The sequence below is a fragment of the Gulosibacter hominis genome, from assembly GCF_904842695.1.
Lineage (GTDB): Bacteria > Actinomycetota > Actinomycetes > Actinomycetales > Microbacteriaceae > Gulosibacter > Gulosibacter hominis.
This window is the reverse complement of the sequence record NZ_CAJGWQ010000005.1, coordinates 48,296-75,026: the sequence shown is the minus strand read 5'-3', so window position 1 is coordinate 75,026 and position 26,731 is coordinate 48,296. Positions and strand designations below refer to the sequence as shown.

At 63.1% G+C, this 26,731-nt stretch carries 20 protein-coding genes; 13 read left to right on the top strand and 7 right to left on the bottom strand.

Features of this window, described 5'->3' with window-relative positions:
- The first annotated feature begins 4 nt into the window (after window positions 1–4).
- A complete protein-coding gene (locus tag JMV54_RS05010; RefSeq protein ID WP_269144452.1) occupies window positions 5–2,098 on the top strand; it encodes an iron ABC transporter permease in 2,094 nt (697 codons plus the stop codon).
- Window positions 2,099–2,108: 10 nt separating this feature from the next.
- Here JMV54_RS05010 and JMV54_RS05005 read toward each other — a convergent pair whose 3' ends face one another.
- Window positions 2,109–3,602, bottom strand: coding sequence for a PucR family transcriptional regulator (locus JMV54_RS05005; protein WP_201517848.1), 1,494 nt, complete (start codon window positions 3,600–3,602; stop codon window positions 2,109–2,111).
- Window positions 3,603–3,730: 128 nt separating this feature from the next.
- Here JMV54_RS05005 and JMV54_RS05000 point away from each other — a divergent pair, with 128 nt between their 5' ends.
- The 3 genes from JMV54_RS05000 (at window position 3,731) to JMV54_RS04990 (ending at window position 7,365) form a co-directional block, all read left to right on the top strand.
- The gene (locus JMV54_RS05000) at window positions 3,731–5,041 is read left to right on the top strand and encodes an aspartate aminotransferase family protein (protein ID WP_201517847.1); all 1,311 of its coding nucleotides are present in this window, start codon (window positions 3,731–3,733) and stop codon (window positions 5,039–5,041) included.
- 64 nt (window positions 5,042–5,105) lie between these two features.
- On the top strand, window positions 5,106–6,488 hold the full coding sequence (locus JMV54_RS04995; RefSeq protein ID WP_201517846.1) for an NAD-dependent succinate-semialdehyde dehydrogenase: 1,383 nt from the start codon (window positions 5,106–5,108) through the stop codon (window positions 6,486–6,488).
- A 322-nt stretch (window positions 6,489–6,810) separates the two neighbouring features.
- Window positions 6,811–7,365: a hypothetical protein gene (locus JMV54_RS04990; protein WP_201517845.1), complete on the top strand. Its 555-nt coding sequence runs from the start codon at window positions 6,811–6,813 to the stop codon at window positions 7,363–7,365.
- A 168-nt stretch (window positions 7,366–7,533) separates the two neighbouring features.
- Here the strand turns inward: JMV54_RS04990 and JMV54_RS04985 are convergent, their stop codons facing one another.
- Window positions 7,534–8,910 carry an NAD(P)/FAD-dependent oxidoreductase gene (locus tag JMV54_RS04985; protein ID WP_201517844.1) on the bottom strand — a complete coding sequence of 459 codons (1,377 nt, stop codon included), beginning with the start codon at window positions 8,908–8,910 and terminating at the stop codon, window positions 7,534–7,536.
- Window positions 8,911–9,049: 139 nt separating this feature from the next.
- Here JMV54_RS04985 and JMV54_RS04980 point away from each other — a divergent pair, with 139 nt between their 5' ends.
- The 5 genes from JMV54_RS04980 to JMV54_RS04960 all read left to right on the top strand — a co-directional run bounded on the left by JMV54_RS04980 (window position 9,050) and on the right by JMV54_RS04960 (window position 15,763).
- Entirely contained in the window at window positions 9,050–9,595 is a 546-nt protein-coding gene (locus tag JMV54_RS04980; protein WP_201517843.1) for a TetR/AcrR family transcriptional regulator, read from the top strand.
- A gap of 151 nt (window positions 9,596–9,746) precedes the next feature.
- Entirely contained in the window at window positions 9,747–11,270 is a 1,524-nt protein-coding gene (locus JMV54_RS04975) for an APC family permease (protein ID WP_201517842.1), read from the top strand.
- 610 nt (window positions 11,271–11,880) lie between these two features.
- Entirely contained in the window at window positions 11,881–13,098 is a 1,218-nt protein-coding gene (locus JMV54_RS04970; RefSeq protein WP_201517841.1) for a M24 family metallopeptidase, read from the top strand.
- Window positions 13,099–13,100: 2 nt separating this feature from the next.
- Window positions 13,101–14,294 carry a M20 family metallopeptidase gene (locus JMV54_RS04965; protein ID WP_201517840.1) on the top strand — a complete coding sequence of 398 codons (1,194 nt, stop codon included), beginning with the start codon at window positions 13,101–13,103 and terminating at the stop codon, window positions 14,292–14,294.
- A gap of 47 nt (window positions 14,295–14,341) precedes the next feature.
- Window positions 14,342–15,763 (top strand): MFS transporter, encoded by a 1,422-nt coding sequence (locus tag JMV54_RS04960; RefSeq protein WP_201517839.1) that lies wholly within the window; start codon window positions 14,342–14,344, stop codon window positions 15,761–15,763.
- A gap of 550 nt (window positions 15,764–16,313) precedes the next feature.
- On the opposite strand, the gene JMV54_RS04955 is transcribed toward JMV54_RS04960, so the two are convergent.
- Window positions 16,314–18,461, bottom strand: a complete 2,148-nt coding sequence (locus tag JMV54_RS04955; RefSeq protein ID WP_201517838.1) for an ATP-dependent Clp protease ATP-binding subunit — start codon at window positions 18,459–18,461, stop codon at window positions 16,314–16,316.
- A 448-nt stretch (window positions 18,462–18,909) separates the two neighbouring features.
- On the opposite strand from JMV54_RS04955, the gene JMV54_RS04950 reads away from it, so the two are divergent.
- A complete protein-coding gene (locus tag JMV54_RS04950; protein ID WP_269144451.1) occupies window positions 18,910–19,428 on the top strand; it encodes an SRPBCC domain-containing protein in 519 nt (172 codons plus the stop codon).
- Window positions 19,429–19,568: 140 nt separating this feature from the next.
- On the opposite strand, the gene JMV54_RS04945 is transcribed toward JMV54_RS04950, so the two are convergent.
- Complete coding sequence (locus JMV54_RS04945) at window positions 19,569–20,969, bottom strand: maltokinase N-terminal cap-like domain-containing protein (protein WP_201517836.1); 1,401 nt, start codon at window positions 20,967–20,969, stop codon at window positions 19,569–19,571.
- An 88-nt stretch (window positions 20,970–21,057) separates the two neighbouring features.
- On the opposite strand from JMV54_RS04945, the gene JMV54_RS04940 reads away from it, so the two are divergent.
- Window positions 21,058–21,582: an NUDIX domain-containing protein gene (locus JMV54_RS04940; protein WP_201517835.1), complete on the top strand. Its 525-nt coding sequence runs from the start codon at window positions 21,058–21,060 to the stop codon at window positions 21,580–21,582.
- A gap of 16 nt (window positions 21,583–21,598) precedes the next feature.
- Here the strand turns inward: JMV54_RS04940 and JMV54_RS04935 are convergent, their stop codons facing one another.
- Together JMV54_RS04935 and JMV54_RS04930 are read right to left on the bottom strand one after the other, a co-directional pair.
- The gene (locus tag JMV54_RS04935; RefSeq protein ID WP_201517834.1) at window positions 21,599–22,711 is read right to left on the bottom strand and encodes a class I SAM-dependent methyltransferase; all 1,113 of its coding nucleotides are present in this window, start codon (window positions 22,709–22,711) and stop codon (window positions 21,599–21,601) included.
- A gap of 39 nt (window positions 22,712–22,750) precedes the next feature.
- Window positions 22,751–23,167 carry a pyridoxamine 5'-phosphate oxidase family protein gene (locus tag JMV54_RS04930; protein ID WP_201517912.1) on the bottom strand — a complete coding sequence of 139 codons (417 nt, stop codon included), beginning with the start codon at window positions 23,165–23,167 and terminating at the stop codon, window positions 22,751–22,753.
- 140 nt (window positions 23,168–23,307) lie between these two features.
- On the opposite strand from JMV54_RS04930, the gene JMV54_RS04925 reads away from it, so the two are divergent.
- Together JMV54_RS04925 and JMV54_RS04920 are read left to right on the top strand one after the other, a co-directional pair.
- Window positions 23,308–24,546: an NAD-dependent epimerase/dehydratase family protein gene (locus tag JMV54_RS04925; RefSeq protein ID WP_201517833.1), complete on the top strand. Its 1,239-nt coding sequence runs from the start codon at window positions 23,308–23,310 to the stop codon at window positions 24,544–24,546.
- 6 nt (window positions 24,547–24,552) lie between these two features.
- A complete protein-coding gene (locus tag JMV54_RS04920) occupies window positions 24,553–25,794 on the top strand; it encodes a glycosyltransferase family 4 protein (RefSeq protein WP_201517832.1) in 1,242 nt (413 codons plus the stop codon).
- Window positions 25,795–25,857: 63 nt separating this feature from the next.
- Here the strand turns inward: JMV54_RS04920 and JMV54_RS04915 are convergent, their stop codons facing one another.
- Window positions 25,858–26,691 (bottom strand): hypothetical protein, encoded by an 834-nt coding sequence (locus JMV54_RS04915; protein ID WP_201517831.1) that lies wholly within the window; start codon window positions 26,689–26,691, stop codon window positions 25,858–25,860.
- Window positions 26,692–26,731: the final 40 nt, after the last annotated feature.

Here is a 26,731-nt window from a genome sequence, read left to right as displayed (position 1 = left end):
CGTCGTGCGAAAGTCGGCGGCAACGAGCACTTCGCTCACTAATACCTCGGAAGTAACTGAACTCTCGGCAATGGATTCCAGATCGAGGGGAACTGAGCATCATTCAGGGTTTTCAGCGAACGCAGCTGTGGCGTTGTGCGCCCTGCTGCTCCTGCTGGCACTCACCAGCCTGTGGCATCTCATGCAGGGCACCAGCGGCGCGCTACTCGTAGACAGCGACCTTTTCTTCGGTTCCCGCCTACCTCGCCTCGCGGCAGGCGCAGCCGTCGGCATTGCGCTGGGCGCAGCGGGTGCGCTCATGCAATCCCTGTCTCGAAACGCACTCGCCGCACCCGATACTCTCGGTGTTACTGCCGGCGCTCATCTTGCCGTGACGGCAGTGGCTGCCTTCGGGATCACCGTACCGATCTGGGCAACTGGCAGCGTCGCATTTGTTGGCGGACTCGGCGCGGCAGCCCTGGTGCTTGGACTGGCGGGCGGTTCCGGATCATCAACCACTCGGCTCGTACTCGCCGGCTCAGCACTCGCGATGGCGTGTCAGGCGGCGACCTCGACCCTGCTCATCCTGTTTCAAGAGGAGACCAAGGGCCTACTTGCTTGGGGAAGCGGCAGTCTGTCGCAACTGAGCATTAATGCTTTCCTCCATTCTGCGCCCATCACGCTAATCGCGCTCACGCTTGCCCTGTTGCTCGCAAGAAACCTCGACATCTTGGCGCTCGGTGACGATTCGGCGTCAGCCCTAGGCATCCCTGTTCGCAAGACACGTATCGCCGGCCTGTTAATCGCCACCATGCTCACTGCCACGGCGCTCACACTCGCGGGACCAATTGGTTTTGTTGGGCTCGGTGCGCCAGTGCTCACCCGTCTCATGTCGCGGTGGGTGCCCGCGCTCAATCGGCATCTGCTCCTCATCCCGACTTCCGGCCTGATCGGTGCGATTCTCGTGATCCTCGCCGACGCGGTGTTGCGAGCGCTGATCGGTCCCGAAGGTGCCCTCGCGGTTCCGACCGGAGTGGCAACAACCATCCTTGGAGCAATCATCCTCGTGCTCATGGCGCGACGGTTACGTGACTCAGGCCCTACAAAGCAGCCCCCAAGCATCCGTTTTGGTGCACGCAGCCGTAGTCGTTTTGCGCTCGCGCTGACGCTGTGCATTGCACTCCTTGCCGGCACCATCATTGCCGGCCTCCTGCTCGGCAGTACCTGTCTACTCACCGGTGATGTTGCACTGTGGATGCAAGGCGAGGCACCCCCACAGATCGCATTCGCGCTCGATGAGCGTGCACCGCGAGTGATTGCCGCCATCACCGCCGGAGCAGCCCTCGCACTCGCCGGTACACTCACACAAGCTATAAGTCGGAATCCCCTTGCTGAACCGAGCCTGCTAGGCATCACGGGAGGGGCAGGGCTCGGCGCCGTGATCGTGACCACGAGCGCATCAGCGTCTTTATTCGGGATGCTGGTTGGGGCGATTATCGGCGCGTTTGCGGCCTTCGTCCTCGTCTACGTGCTCGCTTGGCGGCGGGGCATCAATGCCGACCGATTCATTCTCGTAGGAATCGGCGTCTCGTATGGAACGATTGCCCTGACCACGTTCCTCCTTCTGCGAAGCAACCCCTGGGATACCCCGAAGATTTTTACTTGGCTTTCGGGAACTACCTACGGTCGAATGTGGGAACAGCTGATCCCACTCACGATAGCGCTACTCATAGCACTGCCCGTCATCTTCGCCCAGCGTCGCGACCTCGACCTCGTTGCGCTGGATGAGGACACCCCTCGACTACTCGGCGTGGGGTTGGAGCGCTCACGCCTGCTCATACTCACGGTCGCTGCAATCTTGGCTGCACTGAGTGTGATCGCAGTGGGAGTGGTTGGCTTCGTCGGACTCGTCGCTCCTCACGCTGCCCGGGCCCTCGTTGGCGCACGGCACGACCGAGTTATCCCCGTTGCGTTGATGCTCGGGGCGGTGCTCGTAGGCGTTGCCGACCTTATCGGGCGTACCGTGATCGCGCCCGCTCAGCTGCCAGCAGGACTCATCGTCGCCCTGTTGGGCGCACCTTATTTCGTCTGGTTGTTGTGGAGATCACGCTCCCACTAGCTGTTGCGCCTCATTCTCGCAATTGCAGCGCCGTGTACAGCTCGGCACGCGCGCCGAAGTCTTCGAGGTCAAGCTGACAGATCACACCGAGCTGGTCGATACGGGCACGCAGCGTGTGACGGTGCATCCCCAGCTCACGAGCGGCGGGATCCCAGGCACAATTGTGCGCAAACCACACCTCGGCACTGTGCAATAGCTCAGCAGCATCGGCACGATCGTGCAGCGGGGCAAACAGTCGCCGCGCCGCAACCGCACCATCGGCCGCCTCAAGCCAGGCGAGCATCCCCAACTCCGCGAGCGCACCAAACTCCACCGGCGCACCCGGCCGCGCCCGCTCCACCGCCTGTCGAGCCTGGCGCAATCCCTCCGAAAAATCTTCGAGATCCACCGGCGCCGAAACACCAATCATCAGCTCGCGGCCTTCGAGGGCCTCGGCGCTCGGCCGCGGATCACGACCCGCTGTCTCAAACACGATCAGCTCGTCGCCCACCCGGGCAAAAGCAAACTCGGCACCTTCGGCCAGCACCTCCAGCTCGCCAAGCGTTGATTCCCAGTTCCGCACGCCCCGCACCGCCGAAACAACCACCGCGCCCCCTGGAATCCAAGCCTCCAGTGCCCGCAGTGCCGCAAGCGCCGCATCCGTCGCCCCCGCCTGCAGCAGCGCCAGCACTCCGCGCCGCAGTTCATGACGCGCCGCATCCAGCACGCGCGACTGTTCAATCGCAATGGATGCGATGCCGAGCACACTCGCGATCAGGTCGTTGCTCTCAGCATCCAGCGTCACCGCCGTGCCGATCACGAGCGCTCCGAGCAGGTCACCGGTGCGGCCGATTGTTTGCAGGGTTATTTCGCCGTCGGCAGTCTCGATTTTTCGACTCGCCCGCTTGGCTCCCCGCAGTGTCGCGGCCACCGACTTCGAAAGCTCATCGAGCAGCTCGGCCGGCGCCGTACGTTTGGTTTGCAGGCGTATCCGCCGCCCCAGCCGGTCATACAGCACCACCCAGCAGTCGAGCTGCACCTCGAGTTCGCGCAGCGTCGCCGCCAGCCCGTTCGGTTGCAGTGCCGCTCGCGCAATCGCTCGCTGCGCACGAATCGAACGGGTGACGCGGGCGCTACGATCGGCAGCGATGGCATCGGCAACGTGGCGAATGATACGGATGAACGGCATCCGTTCAGCCACAACAATCAGCGGCAGCTGCTGGTCACGGCAGGCATCGACAAGCGCCTGCGGCAGCTCTGGCGTAATAACCCCCACCGCGTATCCGAGACCGACGATTTCCGCATCGCGTAACCGGCGCACATAGTCGGTAACGGATGCATCCCCACCAAATTGCGAACCGTCGGTGAGCAGCAGCTGGCCCGGTTCCAGCCACGGGGTTGGGTCAATGAGATCGGATGAATGCACCCAGGTGAGTTCGCGATCGAGACTTTCGGCTTCGGTGTCGGCAACCAGACGCAGTTGCAGCTCGGGCTCGGCAATGAGTTCGCGCAGCGTGATCGGCATTGCACGATCCTATAGTGCGGATTTGTCGAAAAGCGCATGGATGCTTAACGGAATCGGCAGCGGAATCGCGGCGGTTTTCGCGCAACCATTGCCCCATTGCCTTTGGAGAACAGTTGCAAGGGAGCATCATGGCTGAACTCACCAACGCCTACGTCATCGAACATGACACCGGCCACGTCATGCACTCGTGGTCGGCGCAGCAAAAACTCGCGCCGCTCGCCTTCCGCACCGGCCACGGCGCCACCCTCATCGACTATGACGGCAAGGAATACCTCGACCTTTCGAGCCAGCTCGTCAACACCAATATCGGCCACCAGCACCCGAAAGTGGTTGCCGCCATCACTGAGCAGGCCAACGAACTCACCACCGTCGCCCCGGCGCACGCGAACGCCACCCGCGCCCGCGCCGCCGAACTCATCCTCGACCTCGCGCCCGAAGGATTCAACAAGGTGTTTTTCACCAACGGCGGCGCCGACGCCAACGAAAACGCGATCCGCATGGCCCGCCTCTACACCGGCCGCGACAAGGTCATTTCGCACTACCGCTCGTATCACGGCAACACCGGTGCGGCCATCGTCGCCACCGGCGACTGGCGCCGCGTCCCCAACGAATATTCGCGCGGCCACCTGCATGTTTTTGGTCCGCACCTGTACCGCACCCGGTTCTGGGCCGAAACCGAAACTCAAGAAACCGAGCGCGCCCTCGAACACCTCGAGCAGACCATCATCGCTGAGGGCGCATCGAGCATCGCCGCGATTTTGCTCGAATCGGTACCCGGCACCGCGGGCGTCCTCGTACCGCCACCCGGATACCTGCGCGGAGTGCGCGAAATCTGCGACCGCCACGGCATCGTGCTCATTCTCGACGAGGTGATGGCCGGATTCGGTCGCACCGGCGAGTGGTTCGCGTTCTCGGCACACGATGTCGTGCCCGACCTCATTACCTTCGCCAAGGGCGTCAATAGCGGCTATGTGCCGCTGGGTGGCGTGATCGTTTCGGCGCCAATCGCCGCGAAATTCGACGACGAAGTGTTCCCCGGCGGGCTCACCTACTCGGGCCACCCGCTCGCCTGTGCAGCGGCTGTCGCCACCATCGAAGCGATGCGCGATGAGGGCGTGGTTGACAACGCCCGCCGCCTCGGTGACGAGATCATCGGGCCGGAACTGCGCGCCCTTGCCGAAGAACTTGACGTCGTTGGTGAGGTGCGCGGGCGCGGCGTGTTCTGGGCCATCGAACTCGTGTCGGATGCAGCGGCCCGCACTCCCGTGTCGGCCGAATATATGGGCGCCGTGAAATCGGCCCTGCTCGACCGCGGCATCCTGCCGTTTACCGCCGACAACCGCATCCACGTGGTGCCGCCGTGCGTGATCGGCGATGACGAACTGCGCCGCGGCCTGGCGGCAATCGCCGAAGTGCTGCGCGAAACCCCAGTTTCTTAGGCTGGTTACCAGGCAAGCAATAGTCCCGGATGCGTACCGCACGCATCCCAACGAAAGAGAAAGTATGTCTGCGAAATACCGCACCGAAAATCCCGCCACCGGCGAACTGGTGAAGGAGGTGCCGTTCGCATCCGATGCTGAAATCACCGGCGCGCTCGAGCGAGCCGCAAGCGCCGCATCCGAATGGCGCGCCACCCCGGTGGAAGAACGCGCCGCAATCGTGCAGCGGGTGAGCGAACTGTTCACTGCCAAGCGCGACGAGCTCGCGCGCATCATCGCCACCGAGATGGGCAAGCCGCTTGGTGAAAGCTACGGCGAGGTCGACTTTTCGGCCGATATTTTCCGCTACTTCGCCGAAGAGGGCCCGGGGCAGCTGGTGGATCAGGTGCTCAGCGAAACCGACACCGCGCGTTCGGTGGTGCAGCGGCGGCCGCTGGGCACGATCCTCGGCGTGATGCCGTGGAACTACCCCTACTATCAGGTGGCACGGTTCGCGGCACCGAACCTCGTGGCCGGCAACACCGTGCTGCTCAAACACGCCGAAATCTGTGACGAATCGGCGAGTGCAATCGCTGCGATCATGCGCGAGGCCGGGGTGCCCGAGGGCGTGTACGAAAACCTCTTCGCCACCCACGAGCAAATCTCAACAGTTATTGCCGACGACCGGGTGGCGGGCGTTTCGCTCACCGGTTCGGAACGCGCTGGCGCGATCATCGCCCAGCAGGCCGGGCAGGCGCTGAAGAAGGTGGTGCTTGAGCTTGGTGGCTCGGATCCGTTCGTGGTGCTTTCGCACGATGACATTCCGGCGTTGGCACGGGATGCGGCGGCAATTCGCTTCGAAAACACCGGTCAGGCGTGCAATTCGAACAAGCGGATGATCGTGATGGCGGATGTGTACGACGAGTTCGTGGCCGAGATGGTGAAGCTCACCGGCGAACTGAAGCCGATCGACCCGCTCGAGAACACTGATGGTGGCGGGTTCAGCCCGCTGTCGTCGGAGGCTGCCGCGAACGGCCTAATTTCGCAGCTTGAGGATGCGACCGCGAACGGTGCGCGCCTGCTGGTTGGCGGCGAGCGGCTCGATCGCGACGGGTTCTGGGTGAGCCCGGCGGTGCTGGTGGATGTGACCCCAGCGGCACGCGCGTACCGCGAGGAGCTTTTCGGCCCGGTGGCGATGATCTTCCGTGTCGAGTCGGAGGCCGAGGCGCTTGCGCTGGCGAACGACACCCCGTATGGACTCGGTGCGTCGGTGTATTCGACGGATGCGGCGCAGGCTGAGCGCTTCGGCGAGCAGCTCGAAGCCGGAATGGTGGGCGTCAACAGCCAGGCGCCAGAGGTTTCGGAGATGCCGTTCGGTGGCGTGAAGCGCTCGGGCTACGGGCGCGAGCTCGGGCCGCTGGGGATCGACGAGTTCGTTAACAAGCGGCTGTTCCACGTGGTGAAGTAGGCGCTTGAATGCGCATGCATCCGCCTCGTGTGTGGGTTCGCGTCATTTGTATGTGGTGCACCACGTACAGATAACGCAAACCCACACACTTCCGTGAGAAGTGGAGCGCCGAGAGAGGCGCCCGCACCGAAGAGCGGCGGTGCGGGCGCCGCGGCGCGGTGCGGCGACGAGCGGCGCCGTGAGAAGCGGGGTGCGGCGATGGGGCGCGAGACACCGAGCCAAGCGAGCGCTCACGACACAAAAGCGTCAACCCGCAGTTGACAGCATTGTCAACCAATGGTTGACTTCATGTATGGATCCATTGACCAGCATCCGACACTGCATGCAAGCAGTCAGCCTCGCCGAACACGAATTAGAAGACGCCGTCTCGCAGGCTCGAATCGCGGGACACTCGTGGGCAGACATCGGGCAAGCGCTCAATGTTTCACGCCAGGCGGCTTTCAAACGATTCGGCGCGGTGCGCAACCCTTTCACAGGAGAAACTATGTCCCCACAATCAACCGCAAACCTCCCCGAGATTTCAGACAAATTCATCTGCCATATCGCCAATGGTGAAGAATCCGCAGCCACCGAAATGCTCCACCCGCTCACTCGAAAAGAGCTTCCGTGGAACGTCATCTCGGACGTCTGGACTTCCATCCTTGCCGAATTGGGCGAGCTCCAAACCATTACCGACCAGGCGGTCGTATCCATCAAAGAGAGTCGAGACGAAGGCTCATCGGAGACACTTTCGACGAAGAGCACCGGCACATCAGTCGTCGTCTCGACACTCAAACACGAGGCCGGCGAACTCATGTCGCGCGTCGCAATCAACCGCGAGGGCGCCATCGTCGGCGTTCTTTTCCTGCCATTGGATGCAACCGAGTACCCGTTCTAAACACGCGCACCCCGCGCGCATCCTCGCGCCTGCATCCGCCTCGCATGCCGCGGACTCCGCGACTACATCCGCCTCGTGTGTGGGTTCGCGTCATTTGTATGTGGCACAACACACACAAATGACGCGAAGCCACACACTTCCGCAGGAAGTGGGGTCGGGGGGGGAGCGCTACGAGTCGAAGCCGAGCCCGAGCGCATCCATGGTGCGCAGCCACAGGTTGCGCCGCCCGGTGCGGTCTTCGGCAGCCATCGACCAGCGTGTGAAGTTGATCCCCATCGCACGCACCGGCTCGGGCGGGAACGGCAGCATTCCGCCGCGCACCAGCGCCGATTCGGTGCGCTCGGTCGGCTCGCCCTCGAGCAGGTCGAGCATCGCATCCGCACCGAATCGGGTGGATGCGACCCCCAGCCCCGTGTATCCCAGCGCGTAGGCGATCCGCCCTCGCCCAGCCAACCCCGCCTTCAGGCAGAAGCGCGTCGATGTGTCGATCATGCCGCCCCACTGGTGCGTGAACTCCACTCCCTTCAGCTGCGGATACGTTTCGAAGAAGTTGCGCTCGAGTTTTGCGAACGTCTCTTCGCGCTGCGTCAGCGCCTCGCTGCGGCGCGATCCAAAGTGATAGATCGCGTCATATCCGCCCCACAGGATGCGGTTGTCGTCGGTCTTTCGGAAGTAGTGGAACTGGTTGCCGGCATCCGCGCATCCCTCACCGCCGGTCCAACCGATCGCTTTAAGTTGCGCATCGCTGAGCGGTTCGGTCGCGAGCACATAGTCGTAAACGGGCACGGTCGCGAACTTCAGCCGCGGCAAAAGCGCGGGATACACATTCGTTGCCAGCGCCACTCGCGCCGCCCGCACCTCACCGTCGGCGGTCTGGATGCGCACCGCATCCCCGCCATTCGCAACCCGCTTGACGACGCTGTGCTCGTACACTTCCACACCCGACTTGCGGCAGGCGTCAAAAAGCCCGACGGCCAGGCGGTACGGGTCGACGGTCGCCTGTTCTTCAACACGCAGTGCCGCAATGAACGCGGGCGATGCGGTCACCTCACCCACCCGGTCGCGGTCGTAAAATTCCACGTGCTGCCCGTATTTTGCAGCTTCTTCGGCACCTTCGCGGAGCCATTCGGCTTCCCATTCGGTGCGGGCGAAATTGAGGATGCCCTCCTCGCGCCAGTCGCAATCGATTCCGTGCCGCTTGACGTCGTCACGCATCCCGGCGAAGTTTTCGTCACCGAGGCGGTTGAGTTCGCGCACCTCGTCGGGCCAGCGTTCGACGCCGTTGCTGAGGCCGTGCGTGAGGCTCGGGTCGACGAATCCACCGTTGCGCCCGCTTGCGGCGTGGCCGATGGTGGCGCCTTCGAGCAGCACAATCCGCCAGTCGGGGTGCCGTTCGGCAGCGTGCAGGGCGGTCCACAGCCCGGTGTAACCGCCGCCGATCACCGCCAGGTCGGCCGTGGTTTCGCCCACCAACTTGGGCTGCGGGGTGCGCGCGGGGGCGCGGTCGATCCACACTGATTTACGGATGCGGGTCTTCGTTGACATTCGCGGTCCTCAACTCTCGTTGTTCACGTCCGGAAAATTCATAACCGTCTAGACGGTACAGTATTGGCCAAGTTCATCCAGGTCAAGAAACCACGCACCTTACAAGCCGCAATCATGCAAAGCCGAGTAGCGTATCCACATGCCTAAGCCCGCACCTCGAAACCGCCGCCGCGATCTGCTCACCGCATTCGCGCAGCTCGTCAACGAGCATGGAGTGCGCGCTGCCACGCTCGACGCCGTGGCCGACGCGGCCCAGGTATCAAAAGGCGGCCTGCTCTATCACTTCCGCGATCGTGACGCCCTCGTGGCTGGACTTTGTGATCATTTCACCGAACTCGTCGAAGAAGACATTGCCGAGCAGCTCGATTCGGGCATGTCGGCCCCCGACTGGTATTTGAGCACCTCCGCCGACTACGACTCACCCCTCGAAACCGCCATGGCGGCGCTGATTCAACTGGTGCCCGCCTACGAAGCAACGATTCGCCCGGTGCTGATCGCCGCGCGCGAGCGCTGGTTTGAACTCGTGGCCGATGAACTCGGCGATCGCGATCTCGCCACGGCCGTGCTGCTACTGGGTGACGGCATCGCGTACAACACCGAACTCGAGGGCAAATCTGCCCCGAAGCCACTGGTTTCTGAAGCGACGCGAAAATTTCTTTCTGAGCTGATTAGCCGCGCCAACTAGCGGAACTCAGCCAGCCGCATCCTCGCCCATATTTGCACCAATATTTGCGGCCGACCGTCCAGACGGTATAGTTTCTCGCGCTGCCTCTCGACCGCGCACCCACGCGCCGGCCCGCGCGACAGCTCAGCTCCACAACGACGAGGAGGGGAACTTGTTCGGCTCAACGAAACCCACCAACATCACCGACACCGGCCACATACACGTGGGAAAGGGCCTCAACAACAACGCCCTCGGCGTCGTCGGCTCAACCGTGATCGGGCTCGCATCCACCGCCCCGCTGTACTCGCTGGCAGCGACGCTCGGCTGGGTGATCCTCGCCGTCGGTGAACAGGCGCCGGTCGCGTTTCTCGCCGCCGCCATCCCAATGATTTTCGCGGCGTTCGCCTATCAAGAACTCAACCGCGAAATGCCCGACTGCGGCACCACCTTCGTGTGGGGCGCCAAAGCCTTCGGCCCGATCGTCGGTTGGATCGGCGGCTGGGCAGTAGCCGTCTCGGCAATCATGGTGCTCGCGAACGTCGCCGAAATCGCCGGCCTCTACTTCTGGTACCTGCTCGGCAACGAAGACATCGCCAACAACCGACCGCTCGTGGTGCTCACCGGCTGCATCTTCATCGCGCTCATGACCGGCGTATCGGCCATCGGTGTGCAAATTGGTGAGCGGCTGCAGATGGTGATGATGGTCATCCAGTACGTCGCCCTCGCACTATTCGGGATTCTTGCCTTCATTGGCGCGCTCAACGGCGGCTCACCGAGCGCCGTCGCCTTCGACCCCGAATGGTTCAACCCCGCCGCGGTCACCTCATGGTCGGGATTCATCGAGGCCGTGCTGCTGTGCCTGTTCATCTACTGGGGATGGGACACCTGCCTCGCGCTGAACGAAGAAACCCGCAACCCGCGCCGCACCCCCGGGCAGGCGGCACTGGCCACCATCGTGATTCTCATCGTCACCTACGTGGGTATTTCAGTGGCCGTGATGATGTTTGCCGGCTTCGGCGACACCGGATTCGGGCTCACCAACGAGGCCAACCTGGATGATGTGTTTACGGTGCTGCGGGATGCACTATTCGGCCCCTGGGGATGGTTCCTGATTCTCGCGATGCTGGTTTCGGGTGCATCCTCAACCCAGACGACGATTTTGCCCACCGCGCGCGGCACGCTCTCGATGGCCGTGTACGGCGCGCTGCCCGCACGCTTTGCGAAAGTGCACCCGCGCTTCAAGACCCCGGCGTTCTCGACCACGGTCATGGGTATCGCGGCAATCGCCTACTACGCCCTGATGTCGGTGATCAGTGAAAACGTGCTCGCCGACTCGCTCACTTCGATGGGTCTGGCGGTGGCGCTGTACTACTCGATTACCGCGTTCGCCTGCGTCTGGTACTTCCGGAAGACGCTGTTTGATAACGCCCGCAACTTCTTCATGCGCGGATTGCTGCCGCTGCTGGGTGGCATCATGCTCGCCTATGCCTTCGTGCAGTCGGCAATCGACATGATCGATGTTGACTACGGATACACGGTGCTGCTCGGCATTGGCGGCGCGTTCGTGATCGGCGTGGGCGCGCTCGCCTTCGGGTTCGTGCTGATGGGCGCGTGGGCGCTCAACCCCCGCTCGCGCGGCTTTTTCAGCGGTGAGCGACTCAACAAAGACACCCCGGTGCTCGTGCCCGAAGAGTAGCGAGCCGGATGCGCGGGCGTGCGGTGGATGCGCGTGCGCTCGGCGCTCGGCCCTGGATTTGTGTGGGTTAGCGGCATTTGTATGTGGTGCACCACGTACAAATGACGCGGAGACACACAGAAGGCGCAAAACGGGATGCGCACGCACGCCACCGCGCCCGCGTCACTCAGCCCGCGCCACCACCGCGCCCGCCACCCCACTCCACACGCCACTCCCCACCACTGGGGTACACCGACAACGCTGGGAGCCACCGCTATGGCGGTGTACCCCGGCGTTTTCGGTGTACCCGGCCGGTTCAATGCCAGCCCACACATCCGCAGCGGACCTCTGCGCCCGGCGCCCCGCATCCGCCCCGCCGTGGATATGTGTGGGTTAGCGGTATTTGTATGTGGTGCACCACGTACAAATGACGCGGAGACACACAGAAGGCGCAAAAACCGGGATCCGCCGCGGCAGCGCATCCACAATCAGCGGCCACTCATGTAGCAACCATGAAGCCGGAGTAAACAGTATGAACAAGCAAAATCACCTGGGCTGACTGCAATAAGCGCTCTACACTGCCTTATCAGCGGCGCGGGTGCCGCATCACAGTGAGGTGAAGGAGGTCGTCTTGTCGCACAAGGCCACCGATGAGCAGTCGGCAATTGAGGTTTTTTCCGCCGAAGAGTACGCATCCCGCCAGCAGCGGGTGCGCGAAAAAACCGCGGCTGCCGGGTTCGATGCGCTGTTCATCACTGATCCAGCCAATCTCTACTACCTCACCGGCTATAACGCCTGGTCGTTCTATATGCCGCAAGCGCTCGTCCTACCGGTCGACGGCAAACCGCTGCTGCTGATGCGCGAAATGGATGCAAACGGTGCGCATCGCACCGCCACCGGCATCGACCCCGACCAGATTTTCGGGTATCCCGAGGTCATGGTGCACAACGAACAGATGCATCCAGGCGAATGGATGGCCGAGCAAATGCGTGAGCATCTCGGCCCCGCATCCAAACACATCGGTTACGAGAGCGAGGCGCACTTTTTTACGATCCGCACCTTCCTCGCCCTCACCAACAACCTCCCCGACTGGAAATTTTCGAGCTGCAACGATCTCATCAACTGGGTGCGGCTCATCAAATCGGATGCGGAAATCGCCTATCTGCGTAAGGCCGGCAGGGTCGTCACTCACGCGATGCAGGCCGGTATGGATGCGATCCGCGAGGGTCGCCCAATGAACGAGGTCGCCGCGGCCGTCAGCGCCGCGCAAATCGACGGCGTGCCGGGCGCCGACGGCGACTACACCGCGATCGTGCCAATGCTGCCCACCGGCGCCGCGGCCGACACCCCGCATCTCACGTGGACCGCCGCGCCGCTTCCCACGGGCGAACCCATTTCGCTCGAGATCGCTGGCGCGCACCACCGCTACCACGCGCCCCTTGCCCGCACCGCGGTTATCGGGCGCTCGAGTGAACGCGTGCACCACCTGGCCTCCGCCACGGTTTCGGCGCTCGAAACCGCACTCGATACGATGCGGCCCGGCGTCACCGCGCACGAGGTGGCGTCTGCCTATCAGCGCGTCATTCAGCAGGCCGGATACGAAAAAAGCTCTCGCCTCGGCTATTCAATCGGCATCGGCTACCCGCCCGACTGGGGCGAGCGCACCGTCAGCATCCGCCCCAATGACGAGACCGTGCTCGAAACCGGGATGTGTTTCCACATCATCGCCGGACAGTGGGAGGACGGCTTCGGATTTGAAAACTCCGAACCGGTGGTGGTGACCGAGTCGGGTATCGAACTGCTCGCGAACTTCCCCCGCGGCCTGTACGAAATTGAGCCGGGTGTGTAGCCGTGAGCGCATCCAGTCAAGCCCTGTCGGCCGAAGAGATTGTGCAGCTCACCTGCGATCTCATCGCCGCGCCCAGCGAAAACCCCGGCGGCACTGAGGCTGCCGCGGTCGCCGTGCTGGCGGCAGCGCTCGAAGACATCGGCGCGCGGGTGTCGCTCAGTGAAGTGGCGCCCGGCCGCCCGAATCTGTTCGCCCGCATTGGCCCTGACCGCCCCGGTGGAGTGCTGTTTCTCGGGCACAGTGATGTGGTGCCAGCCGGCGAGGGCTGGAGCGCCGACCCCTTCACGCCGCGGCGCACCGACACCGAAATTATCGGCCGCGGCGCCACCGACATGAAGGGCGGGCTCGCCGCGGTGGTGGCGGCGATGGCCGCGATTCACCAGCAGCAGCCCCAGATTCCGGTGTCGCTACTGTGCACCGTCGATGAAGAGGCCGACGCGCGCGGTGCCCAGCACTATTTGCAGCACGCGGATGCACACAATTACGACGCCTGCATCGTCGCCGAACCAACAAATCTCACCACGATCATCGGCTGCCGCGGCGCAACCAACCTGCACATCACAGTGTCGGGAATGAGCGCCCACGCCGGCCGGCCGAGCGACGGCGCCAGCGCAATACTCGCGGCCACCGAACTGATCGCCGCGGTCGACCAGGATGCGGCACGGCTTGCCGAGCGACCGCATCCGGTACTCAGGGCCGCAACCTGGAACGTCGGCCAAATTCAAGGCGGCCACGGCACCTCAATCGTTCCCGATCGCTGCGATCTCGACCTCGACCGGCGACTGCTACCGGGCGAAGATCCCGAAACGATTTTGCAGCAGCTACTCACCGCATCCCGCGACCGAGTTGCCGCCGCCCAGCGACCGGGATGGAACCGCATCCGATTCGACGGGATGGTCGAGATGACCATGCCGGGATTTGTTACCGAACCGGATGCATCCCTGGTAAAAATTGCCACCGATGCGGTTCGCGACCAGGGATTTCCCGGCACTCACGATATTTGGACCGCATCCTGCGAGGGAGGTTTTATTGCATCCCACCACCGGGTACCAACGATCGTGCTCGGCCCCGGCGATATCACGGGGCAAGCGCACCAGCCCGACGAACGCGTATCCATCAACGAGCTCATAGCGGCAGCAGCCGCCTACACATCCATTGCTTTGCGCATCGACAACGAGGTCGAGCGCGCCCGGTAGCACCGCGGACTAGTTCGCCGGTGCACTCCCTCAGCGAAAGGAATACCGTGAACACACAACCAGAAGCAGCCGAGCTGCCCCCGATTACCCGAGAAATCGACCTCACACCCGTACAGCGCAAACGCGCGCGTAAATCGGTCGCTGGTGCCGCGGTCGGTAACGCAATCGAGTGGTTCGACTACGGAATCTACGGATACCTGATCGCCTATATCAGCGAGAGCTTTTTTACCTTTAACGATGACGAATCGGCGCTGCCGCGCATCCTCGCCTTTGCCGGATTCGCGGTGTCGTTCTTGGTGCGGCCACTCGGTGGTCTCATCCTCGGGCCGCTGGGTGACCGTGTGGGTCGGCAGCGGGTGTTGGTGTTCACCATCATCCTGATTAGCTGTTCGACCGCGGCGATCTCGGTGCTGCCAACGTTCCACGACATCGGTTTTGCGGCACCAATATTGCTGATGCTTTTGCGCATGATTCAGGGCTTTTCAGCCGGCGGTGAGTATGCCGGTGCCGCCGTGTTCATGTCGGAGCACGCACCCGATAACCGCCGTGGTTTTTACGGCTCGTTCCTCGAATTCGGAACGCTCGCCGGGTTTAGCGCCGCGGCGTTGCTGTGCACGGGCCTCACGTTCGCGCTCGGTGACGAGGCGATGCACGCCTGGGGTTGGCGAGTACCGTTCGCGCTGACGCTTTTGCTCGGCATCATCGCGCTGTGGATGCGTCGCTCGCTTGACGAGCCCGAGACCTTCACCAAGGACCTTCCCGACGCCAACAAGGGCTCGCAGCCGAACGCGGGTGTGCGGCTTTTCCGTGACCACCCCGGTCAGCTGCTCAAGCTGTTCGGCTTCGTGATCCTCGTGAACGTGGCCTTCTACCTGGTGCTGACCTATATGCCGTCGTATCTGTCGGAGACGCTGGGTCATGATCCCGTGCAGTCGAACATGTCGCTGGTGGTCATCCAGCTGATCATGATGGCCATCATCGCGCCGCTGGGTGCGCTGTCTGACCGGATCGGGCGAAAACCGCTGCTCATCACGGCCTGTGCCGGGTTCACACTACTGTCGGTGCCGGCGATCATGCTGGTGCAGACCGGGTCGGTGTGGACTCAGCTGGGTGGTATTGCGGTGCTCGGCCTCTTGCTGGTGATCGTGATCTCGTCGATTTCGGCGACGCTGCCGGCGCTTTTCCCCACCTCGGTGCGGTATTCGGGATTCGCGATCGGCTACAACCTGTCGACGGCGATCTTCGGAGGTACTGCGGCAATGGTGAATGAGGCACTCATTGAAGTCACTGGGAACACCCTGGTGCCGGGCTACTATCTGGCCGTTGCGGGCTTGATCGGTTTGGTCTCGGTGCTCACGTTTAACGAGACTGCGGGTCGTTCGCTGCGCGGCAACGTGGTGCCCGGTAGCGATGATGCGCTGCGGATTGCGCAGGGCGAGCAGCTGATCGGACGCCCCGGCCACAAATAAGCGGGCCGCTTGACGCCCGGCTGTGCTGCGCCCGCGGCTACGTTGCGCACCCCCACACGGACGAACGCGTGGGGGTGCGCGCCGTCGTGCACCCCGCTCGCCCCCCCGCGCACGCCGCCGCTCGCACCACTCGGCCCTGCTCGGACCCCGCTTGGGTCCTGCGCGCCCCGAACCCACGGATTTGTGTGGGTTAACGTCATTTGTGTGTGCTGTGCCACATACAAATGACGCCAAGCCACACAGAAGGCACAAGAAACGGGGTGCGGCGGCGCGACGCGCGGTCGCGCTGCGCGGCGGGCGCGACTCGGGCGCGACGACGCGTGACGCGTGACGGTCGCCCCGCGCACTGCTCGCGTACACCGATAACACTGGGGTACACCGCCATAGCGGTGGCTCCCGGCATTTGCGGTGTACCCGAGCGGAGGGTGGGGCGGCGGGCGCGGCGGCGCGGCGAGCGCCGGGGCGCTCCGCAAAAAAGCGGTGCCCCGGCATTCTCGCAGAGCGTAGAGCGGTGCCCCGGCGCCCACGCGCAGCAAAGCCGCGCAGCGCGCTACGCGGTCACGAGCGTCAGGCCGTCGCTGTCGGTGGCCACCGACACGCGCACGGTGTCGCCATCGTGCACCTTGCCGGCCAGCAGCGCCCGCGCGAGCCGGTCGTCGATTTCGTGCTGCATCAGGCGACGCAGCGGACGCGCCCCGTAGATCGGGTCGTAGCCGCGCTCGGCAAGCCACTCGCGCGCATCGGCATCCACCTGAATTTGCAGCCGCCGCTCGGCCAGCCGCTGCTCGAGCTTCTGCACCCCGAGCGCCACGATCTGCGCGAGCTGCTCGGGCGTGAGCGCATCGAACACCACCAGCTCATCCAGCCGGTTGATGAACTCGGGCTTGAACGCCTGCCGCACCGCCGACATCACCGCCTCGTGCTTCTCGTCGGCCGCCAGCAGCGGGTCGACCAAAAATTGCGAACCGAGGTTTGAGGTGAGAATCAGCAACGTGCTGCGGAAATCAACCGTTCGCCCCTGCCCGTCGGTGAGCCGCCCATCGTCGAGCACCTGCAGCAGCACGTCGAACACTTCGGGGTGTGCTTTTTCGACCTCGTCGAACAGCACCACCGAGTAGGGGCGTCGCCGCACGGCCTCGGTGAGCTGGCCACCCTGTTCGTAGCCAACGTATCCCGGAGGCGCACCAACCAGGCGCGACACCGAGTGTTTCTCGCCGTACTCCGACATGTCGATGCGCACAATCGCGCGCTCATCATCGAAGAGCAGTTCGGCGAGCGCCTTTGCGAGTTCGGTTTTGCCCACGCCAGTGGGGCCGAGGAACATGAACGATCCGGTGGGGCGCGAGGGGTCGCTCACCCCGGCACGCGACCGGCGAATCGCATCCGATACCGCCGTGACGGCCGCATCCTGCCCAATGACCCGCTGGTGAAGTTCGCTTTCGAGGTTGAGCAGCTTTTCGCGCTCCGACTGCATGAGCTTCCCCACCGGAATGCCGGTCCAGGCGGCAACAACCTCGGCGATATCGGTGTCGGTGACGTGGTCGTTCACCATCCGACCCTCGCTTGTTTCGGCGGCTTCGGCCTGCTGCAATCGCGTTTGCAGCTGGGGAATTTCGCCGTAGAGGATGCGGCTGGCCTGCTCGAGTTTGCCTTCTCGCTGTGCCAGTTCGGCACGGCGGCGGGCGTCGTCGAGTTTGGTTTTGAGTTCACCCACCTCGTTGAGCTCGGCTCGTTCGCTATCCCACCGCGCCTGCAGTTCGTCGACGTGTGCCTTAAGCTCGGCCATGTCTTCTCTCAGCTGGGCGAGGCGCTCTTTGGATGCGTCGTCGTGTTCCTTCTTGAGCGCGAGTTCTTCGAGCTTCATGCGGTCGAGTTGGCGACGCTCGGTGTCGAGCTCCACCGGCGACGAGTCGATTTCCATGCGCAGTCGCGAGGCGGCCTCGTCGATCAGGTCGATCGCTTTGTCGGGCAGTTGACGGGATGGAATGTACCGGTTTGACATGGATGCGGCGGCCACCAGGGCGCTATCGCTAATCGCGACCTTGTGGTGCGCCTCGTAGCGTTCTTTGAGTCCGCGCAGGATGGCGATGGTGTCTTCAACGCTCGGTTCGCCGACGAACACCTGCTGGAAGCGGCGTTCGAGCGCCGAGTCGGTTTCGATGAACTCGCGGTATTCGTTGAGCGTGGTGGCGCCGATGAGCCGCAGTTCACCTCGGGCGAGCATCGGTTTGAGCATATTGGATGCGCTGACGCTCGATTCGCCGCCGCCGGCACCCATGAGCGTGTGCAGCTCATCGATGAAGGTGATGATTTCGCCTTCGGCGTCGGTGATTTCTTTCAGCACGGCCTTCATCCGCTCTTCAAATTCGCCGCGGTATTTTGCGCCGGCGAGGATGGCGGAGAGGTCGAGTGAGATGAGTCGTTTGTTTTTGAGTGATTCGGGCACGTCACCGGCGACGATTCGCTGGGCGAGGCCTTCAACGACGGCGGTTTTACCGACGCCGGGTTCACCGATGAGCACCGGGTTGTTTTTGGTGCGCCGGGTGAGTACCTGGCTCACTCGACGGATTTCGGCGTCGCGGCCGATAACCGGGTCGAGTTTGCCCGATCGAGCGACCTCGGTGAGGTCGATACCGAATTGTTCGAGTGCGCTCTTGCTCTGTTCGTCAGGAGCCTGCACCCCCTGCATATTGGCCATGCTGGTCTCCTTTCGCTGACCGTCCGTACAAATTGATCTGTCGACCAGCGCCTGCATCCAAACCCTGAGTCGATCTGACTCAAGTTTAGATCTATCCACAGCCTGTGGAAACTTTCCGCCAGTAATCACAGTCAACACTCAGGTTCACCGCAACAGTCACACCGAAACTCGCCCAGAAAGCAACAAAACCCTGCTGAGCAGGGTTTTGTTACGCAATCCACTGACACGCGATGCGTGAAGCATCCACGTGTGACCGCATCCATTTTCTCACAAATCGACACGCAATCACTCACGTTTGCGCGCACGAAACAGGGCAACTCTAGACTTTTTGTTAACCTTTTGTTAACCTAGAGTTAACCGGGAGTCCGTCTCGGTGGCCGCGAACTCGGCCAGTCGGTTATTCCGAAACTCAATCGGTCGTTCCGACAGACAAAGTTAGGAGGCGAAAATGCCTGAAGTCCACAGCAAGATAAGTGTCCACAACGACACCGTTACAACATTACTCTCCGCCGAATCGCGGTTGAGTCGCGAGGTCCTCTGGCGCGCCCTCGTTATGCCCGAACAGCTCCGTCACTGGCTCGGCCACGTTGCCGAACCACTGACCGAAGGCACCGAATTTGTGCTGAGCTACCTCAACGGCAGCGACCACCGGGTCGTCGGCATGGTTACTCGTGCCGAAGAACCGAGCACCCTTGAATTCACCTGGCGCTTCAATGGCGGTTCCGAGTCGCAGGTCCGCGTCGACCTCGAAGAAACCAACTCGGGCACCAAGTTCACTCTCACCCGCACGGGTGTGGAGATCGACCAGGCCGCCGCTGACGCAGCCAGCTGGCACGCCCAGATCGACTTCCTGTCGTTCTGGCTGCACGACCGCATTGCCCTGGGTGCCGCCCTGCGTGAGCGCCGCAACGAACTCATCGGCCAGTACGAGGCCGAGGTTGCGAACGCCCTCTGCGAGCGCGTCTAAACTCCTACGGGTATTACCCGATGCACGCAGCGCATGTGCTCAACGTCCGAGCACATGCGCTGTTTGCGTTCGTGGCTGGTACCACAGCGGCGCAGCAACCAGCAGCACGGCAGCCAGCCGGCGCCAAGCCAGCGCCCCGCCTACTTCAGCAACTCAGCGATAGCGCCCACCGGAATCGGCAGCCAGTCTAGGCGGTGCTGCTTTTCATACAGCGCCTCATACACGGCCTTGTCGAGCTCATAGGCGCGCAGCAGAACTTCGCGGCCGCGAGCCTGTGCCCCGGTGAGCGAACCGGCATCTGCGGCAGCGCTGCATCCGGCGCGATATCCCTCCAAAAACGCCTTTCGCGCCACCTGCGCCCACTCGCGCGCATATTGCGACTGCCCCGACCCCACCGCGAGCGCACCCGCAACATAGTCGAATGAGCGCAGCATCCCGGCCACATCGCGCTGCGGCACATCGGGTGCGCAGCGGTCGGCGAGCGGGCGCAGTGGTTCTCCCTCGAAGTCGAGCAGCACCCAGCCGCGCTCGGGCACGGCGAGCACCTGCCCGAGGTGGTAGTCGCCGTGGATGCGCTGCAGCTGCGGCCATTCGACCCCGGCGGCTTCGTCGTATACGGCGTTAATCTGGTCGGCATATTGGCGCAGTTCGGGTACCGCTTCGGCTGCCATCCGGTAGCGGTCGCGCATCTGGTTGATCGCATCCCGCACGATGGCGCGGCCGGGCTGCACGGTTGGCATGACCCGCTGCAGCACATCGTGCACCTCGGCGGTTGCTTCGCCCAGTGAGTGCGCCAGCTGCGAAAAATCGTCGCCGCGTTCGGCGGCACGCAGCGCGACGCGCCACGCATCCTCAACACCAAAAAAATATTCGGCCGCAAAGGCGAGGTGTCCCGAAACCTGTTGCCCGCTCGGGTCGGGCCACACTCCCGCGAGCGCACCGAATGCCGGCGGCACGCGATACGAACCGGATGCGGCGATCGCGGTTTGCAGCACCACATCGGGATTTTCTCCGGGGTGCAGGCGTCGGAAAATTTTGATGATGAGCGGGGATGCGGCGCTACCGTCACCCGCGCGGAATTCGCAGATGATTGAGGTGTTGGATTGTTCGCCCTGCAGCACTCGCGAGCTCACAAATTGCCCGACCGTGGCTCCCGGCATTGGCTGCCCGTAGGCGCGCACCGATTCGTTTTCGCCGGCGAGTTCTTGTTCGTCGGCGATGGCTTTGATGAGCGCGCCCACGAAGGCGGGGTCGTGGCAGCCGTCGACCAGCGCGGCTCGACCGCCGTGTTCGCGCACCGGCCCGATAAAGCCGAGCGCTTCTACTTCGGCGTCGACATCGCGCACTACGAGCGGCACCTGGTAGGTGGCGTCGGTGGCGGCGTCATAAACAAGTGCCACGGTGATTAGCCGCACCTGGTCGAGACCGGATGTGGTGAATTCAAAACTCCCCAGTAGCCGCAGTTTTGCGGGTGTCGTTGATGCCGCGTACCAGCGCTGCTTGGGCATCCATTCGGCCAGTAGGTCGAGCACCTGTGACATATGTCTCCTTGGTCGGGGGGGTTTCAGGTTATCGCTCACTTGCTGGCAGCAGCGTGTGCCGGAGGGGCGGTGGCGTACGCTTTTTGACATGGTTCTGCCACAGGTGTGTGTCACGTATTTGCTGCGTGAGTCGGAGGGTGTGCCCGAGGTGTTGCTCGGCCGAAAGCGACGCGGGCTGGGAGTGGGCAAGCTCGTGGGGTTGGGTGGCAAGCTGCATCCCGGTGAGCATCCGCGCAGCGCTGCGGTGCGTGAGATCGATGAGGAGTCGGGCCTGTTTGTGGCAAAAGAGTCGCTGCAACCGGTGGGGATGCTCACCTATTTGTTTCCCACAAAGCCGGCCTGGTCGCAGGAATCGTGGGTGTATTTGTGTCGCGATTGGATTGGCGAGCCGGTTGATTCGGATGAACTTTCGCTGAGTTGGTATTCGGTGGCGAAATTGCCGCTTGGCGAGATGTGGTCGGATGCACAGTATTGGTTGCCGGCGGCGTTGCGCGGCACGTTCACGCGCACGAGTTTTGTGTTTGGTGCGGATTTGTCGACGGCGGTGGCCTGCGACAATCCCGATTTTGGGCTGCCGGCGGTGCCGCCGCCCGGTTCGCTCAGCGGCGAGTGAACGTTACGAGCTCCGGCTAACTGGCGCTGGCAGTCTGCCGCGTGCTGGGACCCTGCCGAATGCTGCGCGTGACGATGAATTTTGCGTTTGCCGCCAGCTGTTCGGTTGGCCCGACAAGCCGCTCGAGCTGCGGTCGGTGCCGCAGATGCGAGTTGAACACGGTGTAGAGCTCACCGCCGGGTTTGAGCAGTCGGGCCGCGGCGGCGAACAGGTGGTTGGCCATGGTGCGGTCGACTTCGCGACCCTCGTGAAATGGCGGGTTGAGCAGCACCAGGTCGGCGCACGCATCCGGTAGTCCGGCGCCGGCGTCGGCGCGGTGGGCGGTTACGGTCACCCCGTTTGCGGCGGCGGTGGCGGTGGCCGAGCGCACCGCGGCCGATGAGCGATCGGTGGCGATGATGCGGGCTGCGGGCCAATTGCGGGCCGCCCAGCTGGCGAGGATGCCGGTGCCGCAGCCAAGGTCGATAACGGTGCTCGGTTCGGCTGCGAGTGTTTCGGTGGCGGGTGGTGCGACTTCGAGGGTTTCGAGCAGCAGCCTGGTGCCGATATCGAGTTTGGCGCCGGCAAAAGCGCTCCCGAACGCGCACACCGTGAGGTCGAGTTCGCCAATGTGCGCGGTTGCGGGGATGCGCGGCGGCTGGTTTGTGAGAGCGTCGCTCGCCACCAGTGCCCGCGATTTTCGATGGCCGAGGGATGCGCGCACCCGCTCGTAGTGCCGCTCGAGCACCTCGTTCATCGAGCGGGTGAGGTGTTTTTCGCGGGCGCCGAGGATCACGCGCGCTGCGGGCAGCTGGCGGGCGAGCTCCTGTGCCTGTTCGGCAAGTTCGGCGAGCGATTTTGGCAGCAACCCCACCGCGAGCGCGACCGGCATGCCAGCATCCGCATCGCCAACCAGGTCAGCGCCGCCAAGCTCGGTCAGCTCCCGCTCGATAGCGCCCTCGGGCAGCGGCACGGTGAACCCGGTATCGCAGCAGGCGATCACCCGTTCGGCACCGGCGGCGAGGGTGGCTCGCACGAGCTGGGCGTCGGGTTCGTCAAGCACCACAACCGTGCCGGCGATCCCACCGGTTGCCGCGGCTTCGCGCAGCACCACGTCAATCGGGCCGGGCACAGTCTGCTGAGTTGTCACAGATGACAAGGTACCGGCAGCACCGCTGGATGCGACGAACTAGGCGATTGTTTCGGGCTCGGCCTCGGGCTCGGGGCCAATCGTGAACTCGCGGCCGCTGATCGAATCGATTTCGAGCACGGCGATGTGTTCTTTCACGGTGGGCAGCAGCGGTTGCGGCTTGATGCTGCCGAGCTCGGCGAGTTCTACATCCGTTTCGATCAGCCACGCTTGCCCGCGCGCCACAACGCTCCAGGCGTGTGCATCGATGAGTTCGTCGACCTCGAACAGCACCTCTTGGGCTGCAATAAATCCGGCGAGTTTTGTTCCGGGCGCCGTGCGGAACACGATGCGTTCGCCGTCGGTGTCGTAGTTGACCGGGAAGACTTCGATGATGTCGCCAACTCGTTCAATCACTCGACCCAGACGCCGCGTTTTCAGCAGTTCTTTGGCGCGTGCTTCTGAAAGTACCTGCAGTGGTTATTGGTTGTCGGCCATGACTTTAGCTTGGCACTGCAGGCTGAAAACTTTACGTTACCCGGGCCGCTTAGCATGGATGAAATGTGCGCCGCATCCGTGACGGCACACCTGTTGATACGGCACTACGGGAGATTCACTTGAAGATCGCAATTCTCGGTGGCGACGGCTTCTGCGGCTGGCCCACCTCGCTCCACCTGTCGAACCTCGGCCACGATGTCGTGATTGTCGATAATCTGTCGCGTCGCCGCATCGATGACGAACTTGGCGCATCTTCGCTCACCCCGATTGCCAGCATCGAAGAGCGTGTTGCCACCTGGCGCGAGCTCACCGGCAAGTCGCTCGAGTTTGTCAATATCGATGTGGCGCAAGACTACGACGCGCTGCTCGCATTTTTTGTTGACCAGTCGATTGACGCGGTGGTGCACTTTGCCGAGCAGCGCGCCGCCCCCTACTCGATGAAAAACTCGACCACCAAGCGCTACACGGTCGATAACAACATCAACGCGACCAACAATGTGCTCACCGCCATTGTCGAGTCGGGTCGTGACATTCACCTCGTACACCTCGGCACTATGGGCGTGTACGGCTACGGCACCGCGGGGATGAAAATTCCCGAGGGCTACCTCACCATTCAGGTCATGAGTGATGAGGATGCGGACGGCAACCCGACCGAACAGCACCTGGTGAGCCAGGAGATCCTCTACCCCACCAACCCGGGTTCGGTGTATCACCTCACCAAGGTGCTCGACCAAAACCTGTTCGCCTACTACGCGAAAAACGACCGGCTGCGCATCACGGACCTGCACCAGGGCATCGTGTGGGGCACCAACACCAAAGAAACCGCGATGGATGAACGGCTCATCAACCGTTTTGACTACGACGGCGACTATGGCACCGTGCTCAACCGGTTCTTGATGCAGGCGGCCGTTGGCTATCCGCTCACCGTGCACGGCACCGGTGGCCAGACGCGCGCGTTCATCCACATTCAAGACACGGTGCGCTGCATCCAGATCGCGCTCGAAAACCCGCCGGCAGCTGGCGATCGGGTGATGATTTTTAACCAGATGACCGAAACTCACCGGGTGCGCGACCTGGCGGCACTGATCGCCAAGATCGCGGATGCGAAGGTTGAGAACGTGCCGAACCCGCGTAATGAGGCGGCCGAGAACGAGCTGCACGTGGTAAACGAAACGTTCATCGACCTGGGCCTCAACCCCACGAAGCTTGCCGAGGGCCTGCTGCTCGAGGTCACCGATATTGCTCGCAAGTACGCCGACCGCGCCGATCTGTCGAAAATCCCGGCTCGCTCGCTGTGGACCAAAAACCAGCACGCCGGTGTGCCCGAGTCGGTGGCGCAGGCGGCAGAAAACAAGTAGTCGCCCATGCGGATCGCGCTGTTCACCGAGGTCTTTCTGCCGAAGATCGACGGTGTGGTGACCCGCGTGCTGCGCACGATCGAGCAGCTCACGGCCCTCGGCCACGAGGTGCTGGTGTTCGCACCGGGCCACCCGCCGTCGAACTATGCCGGTGCGCGGGTGGTGCCGGTGAACTCGGTGCCGATGCGGCCCTGGTATCCCGAGTTGAAGCTCGGGTTGCCCACGCCGAATATTGCGCGCGAGGTTGAAGAGTTCGCTCCGCATGTGGTGCACCTGGTGAACCCGGTGGTGTTGGCCGCATACGGGGCGCTCTCGTCGACGCGGCGCGATCTGCCGATGCTCGCTTCGTTTCACACCGATACGCCGCAGTATGCGGATGCACTGGGGCTGGGCCGGATTCGTAAGGCCGGCACGGCCTATCTCAAGTGGATTCATAATTTGGCCGAGGTGAACCTGTGTACGTCGCCGCAGATGGTGGCTCGCGCTGAAGAAATCGGTTTTGAGCGGGTTGATCTGTGGCCGAAGGCAATTGACACGGTGAACTATCGCCCCGAGGCGGCTTCGGCGGGGATGCGCGAGCGGCTCACCGACGGACATCCCGACGACAAGCTCATGATTTATGTGGGCCGGATGTCAAAAGAAAAGGATCTGCGCGAACTCTTGGAGCCGATCAAGCGGTTGCAATCGCGCGGGGTGCGGCTGGCGATGGTGGGTTCGGGCCCCGATCGTGACGAGCTGCAGGCCGAGTTCGCCGGCACCAACACGGTGTTTACCGGCTATATGTCGGGTGAAGATCTGGCTTCGGCGTTCGCTTCGGCGGATGTGTTTGCGTTCCCGTCGACCACTGAAACGCTCGGTTTTGTGGCGCTCGAGTCGATGGCTTCGGGTGTGCCGGTGGTGGGCGCCCGCGCGGGTGGTATTCCGTTTGCGGTGACCGACAACCATTCGGGGCTGCTGTTTGAGCCGGGTGACACTGACGATTTCACCGAGAAGCTCGAGCGGTTGTTGTTTGACGACAAGCTGCGTCACGAGATGGGTGTGGCCAGTCGCGCTGAGGCGCAGCAGCACTCGTGGCGTAGCGCCACCGAAAAGCTCGTGGAGTTTTATGAGCTGGCGATTTCGCGCCACTGGCAGCGCGCGCACCTGCTCGACACCTATTCGATTCCGATGCGCTTTTTTGGTCGGCCGCTCCCCCGCCCCACCGATCTCGATTCGTCACTCACCGGCGATCGCGCATCCGATCACTAACCTCAAACGCAAGGGCCCACGGCTTATAACCGTGGGCCCTTGATGCTTTTGTCGGGTGAAAAGCTACTCTTCGACGAGGGTGAACTCGACGTCGTTTTTGAGGTGGTTTTCAAAGTCGCTCTTCGAATACGACGGCCAGTCACCCGAGCTGGCACCGGTGCCGCTCATATCTCCGCAACCGGCGATGAACACCACCGAGTCTTCCGACTCGGGGAATACCCGCATCGCCAGCCAGAACTCGCCCGATACCTCGTCGCTTTCGCCCTTGGCGGTGGCCAGCTGGAATTCAACCGGGATGCCGTTGGTGTCTTCGAGCGTGATGGTGCCCTCGATCTTTTTCTCCATCCCCTCGGGCATCGATCCGCTGTTCACCAGGTCTTCAAATGCTTCTTCGCGCGATTTGCCCTCGAAGTCGCTCGCATCAAATGACTGCAGGTTTCCGAACGCGAAGCAGGTGTTGTCGTCGTTCATCGCGGTGAACGATCCGGGGGTTTCGTATCCCGAGAGGGTGTAGTCACCGGTGTATTCGATCGACATATCGGCGATACCGGTGTCGGCGTCGAGGCTGTATTTGCCTGCGCCGCCACCGAACAGCGCCATACCGCCGAAAATACCGCCCACAATCAGGGCAACGGCGGCAACCGCCACACCAACCCACACCCACGGGCTGGTCTTCTTCTTACCGCTCGGTGTTGGTTGTTGGCCGTAGCTGGCCTGGGGTGGCTGCTGGCCGTAACCGGCCTGGGGTGGCTGCTGGCCATAACCGCCCGGCTGGCCATAGCCGGCCTGGGCAGGCTGCTGGCCATAGCCACCCTGTGCTGACTGCTGCGGCGCACCACCATAGGGGTTTTGCTGGGGCGGCTGACCGTCACCGGCGGGTGGGAACTGGTTCGACACGGGATCTCCTTCACGTTGCTGATTCACATCAAACGCTGCG

Excerpts from the sequence above, each read along its gene's own strand:
- JMV54_RS04995 (WP_201517846.1), top strand. The coding sequence starts at position 5,106 with ATGTCTGCGAAATACCGCACCGAAAATCCCGCCACCGGCGAACTGGTG.
- JMV54_RS04955 (WP_201517838.1), bottom strand. The coding sequence starts at position 18,461 with ATGGCCAATATGCAGGGGGTGCAGGCTCCTGACGAACAGAGCAAGAGC.
- JMV54_RS04940 (WP_201517835.1), top strand. The coding sequence starts at position 21,058 with ATGGTTCTGCCACAGGTGTGTGTCACGTATTTGCTGCGTGAGTCGGAG.
- JMV54_RS04990 (WP_201517845.1), top strand. The coding sequence starts at position 6,811 with ATGCAAGCAGTCAGCCTCGCCGAACACGAATTAGAAGACGCCGTCTCG.
- JMV54_RS04950 (WP_269144451.1), top strand. The coding sequence starts at position 18,910 with ATGCCTGAAGTCCACAGCAAGATAAGTGTCCACAACGACACCGTTACA.
- JMV54_RS04980 (WP_201517843.1), top strand. The coding sequence starts at position 9,050 with ATGCCTAAGCCCGCACCTCGAAACCGCCGCCGCGATCTGCTCACCGCA.
- JMV54_RS05005 (WP_201517848.1), bottom strand. The coding sequence starts at position 3,602 with ATGCCGATCACGCTGCGCGAACTCATTGCCGAGCCCGAGCTGCAACTG.
- JMV54_RS04920 (WP_201517832.1), top strand. The coding sequence starts at position 24,553 with ATGCGGATCGCGCTGTTCACCGAGGTCTTTCTGCCGAAGATCGACGGT.
- JMV54_RS05000 (WP_201517847.1), top strand. The coding sequence starts at position 3,731 with ATGGCTGAACTCACCAACGCCTACGTCATCGAACATGACACCGGCCAC.
- JMV54_RS04945 (WP_201517836.1), bottom strand. The coding sequence starts at position 20,969 with ATGTCACAGGTGCTCGACCTACTGGCCGAATGGATGCCCAAGCAGCGC.
- JMV54_RS04985 (WP_201517844.1), bottom strand. The coding sequence starts at position 8,910 with ATGTCAACGAAGACCCGCATCCGTAAATCAGTGTGGATCGACCGCGCC.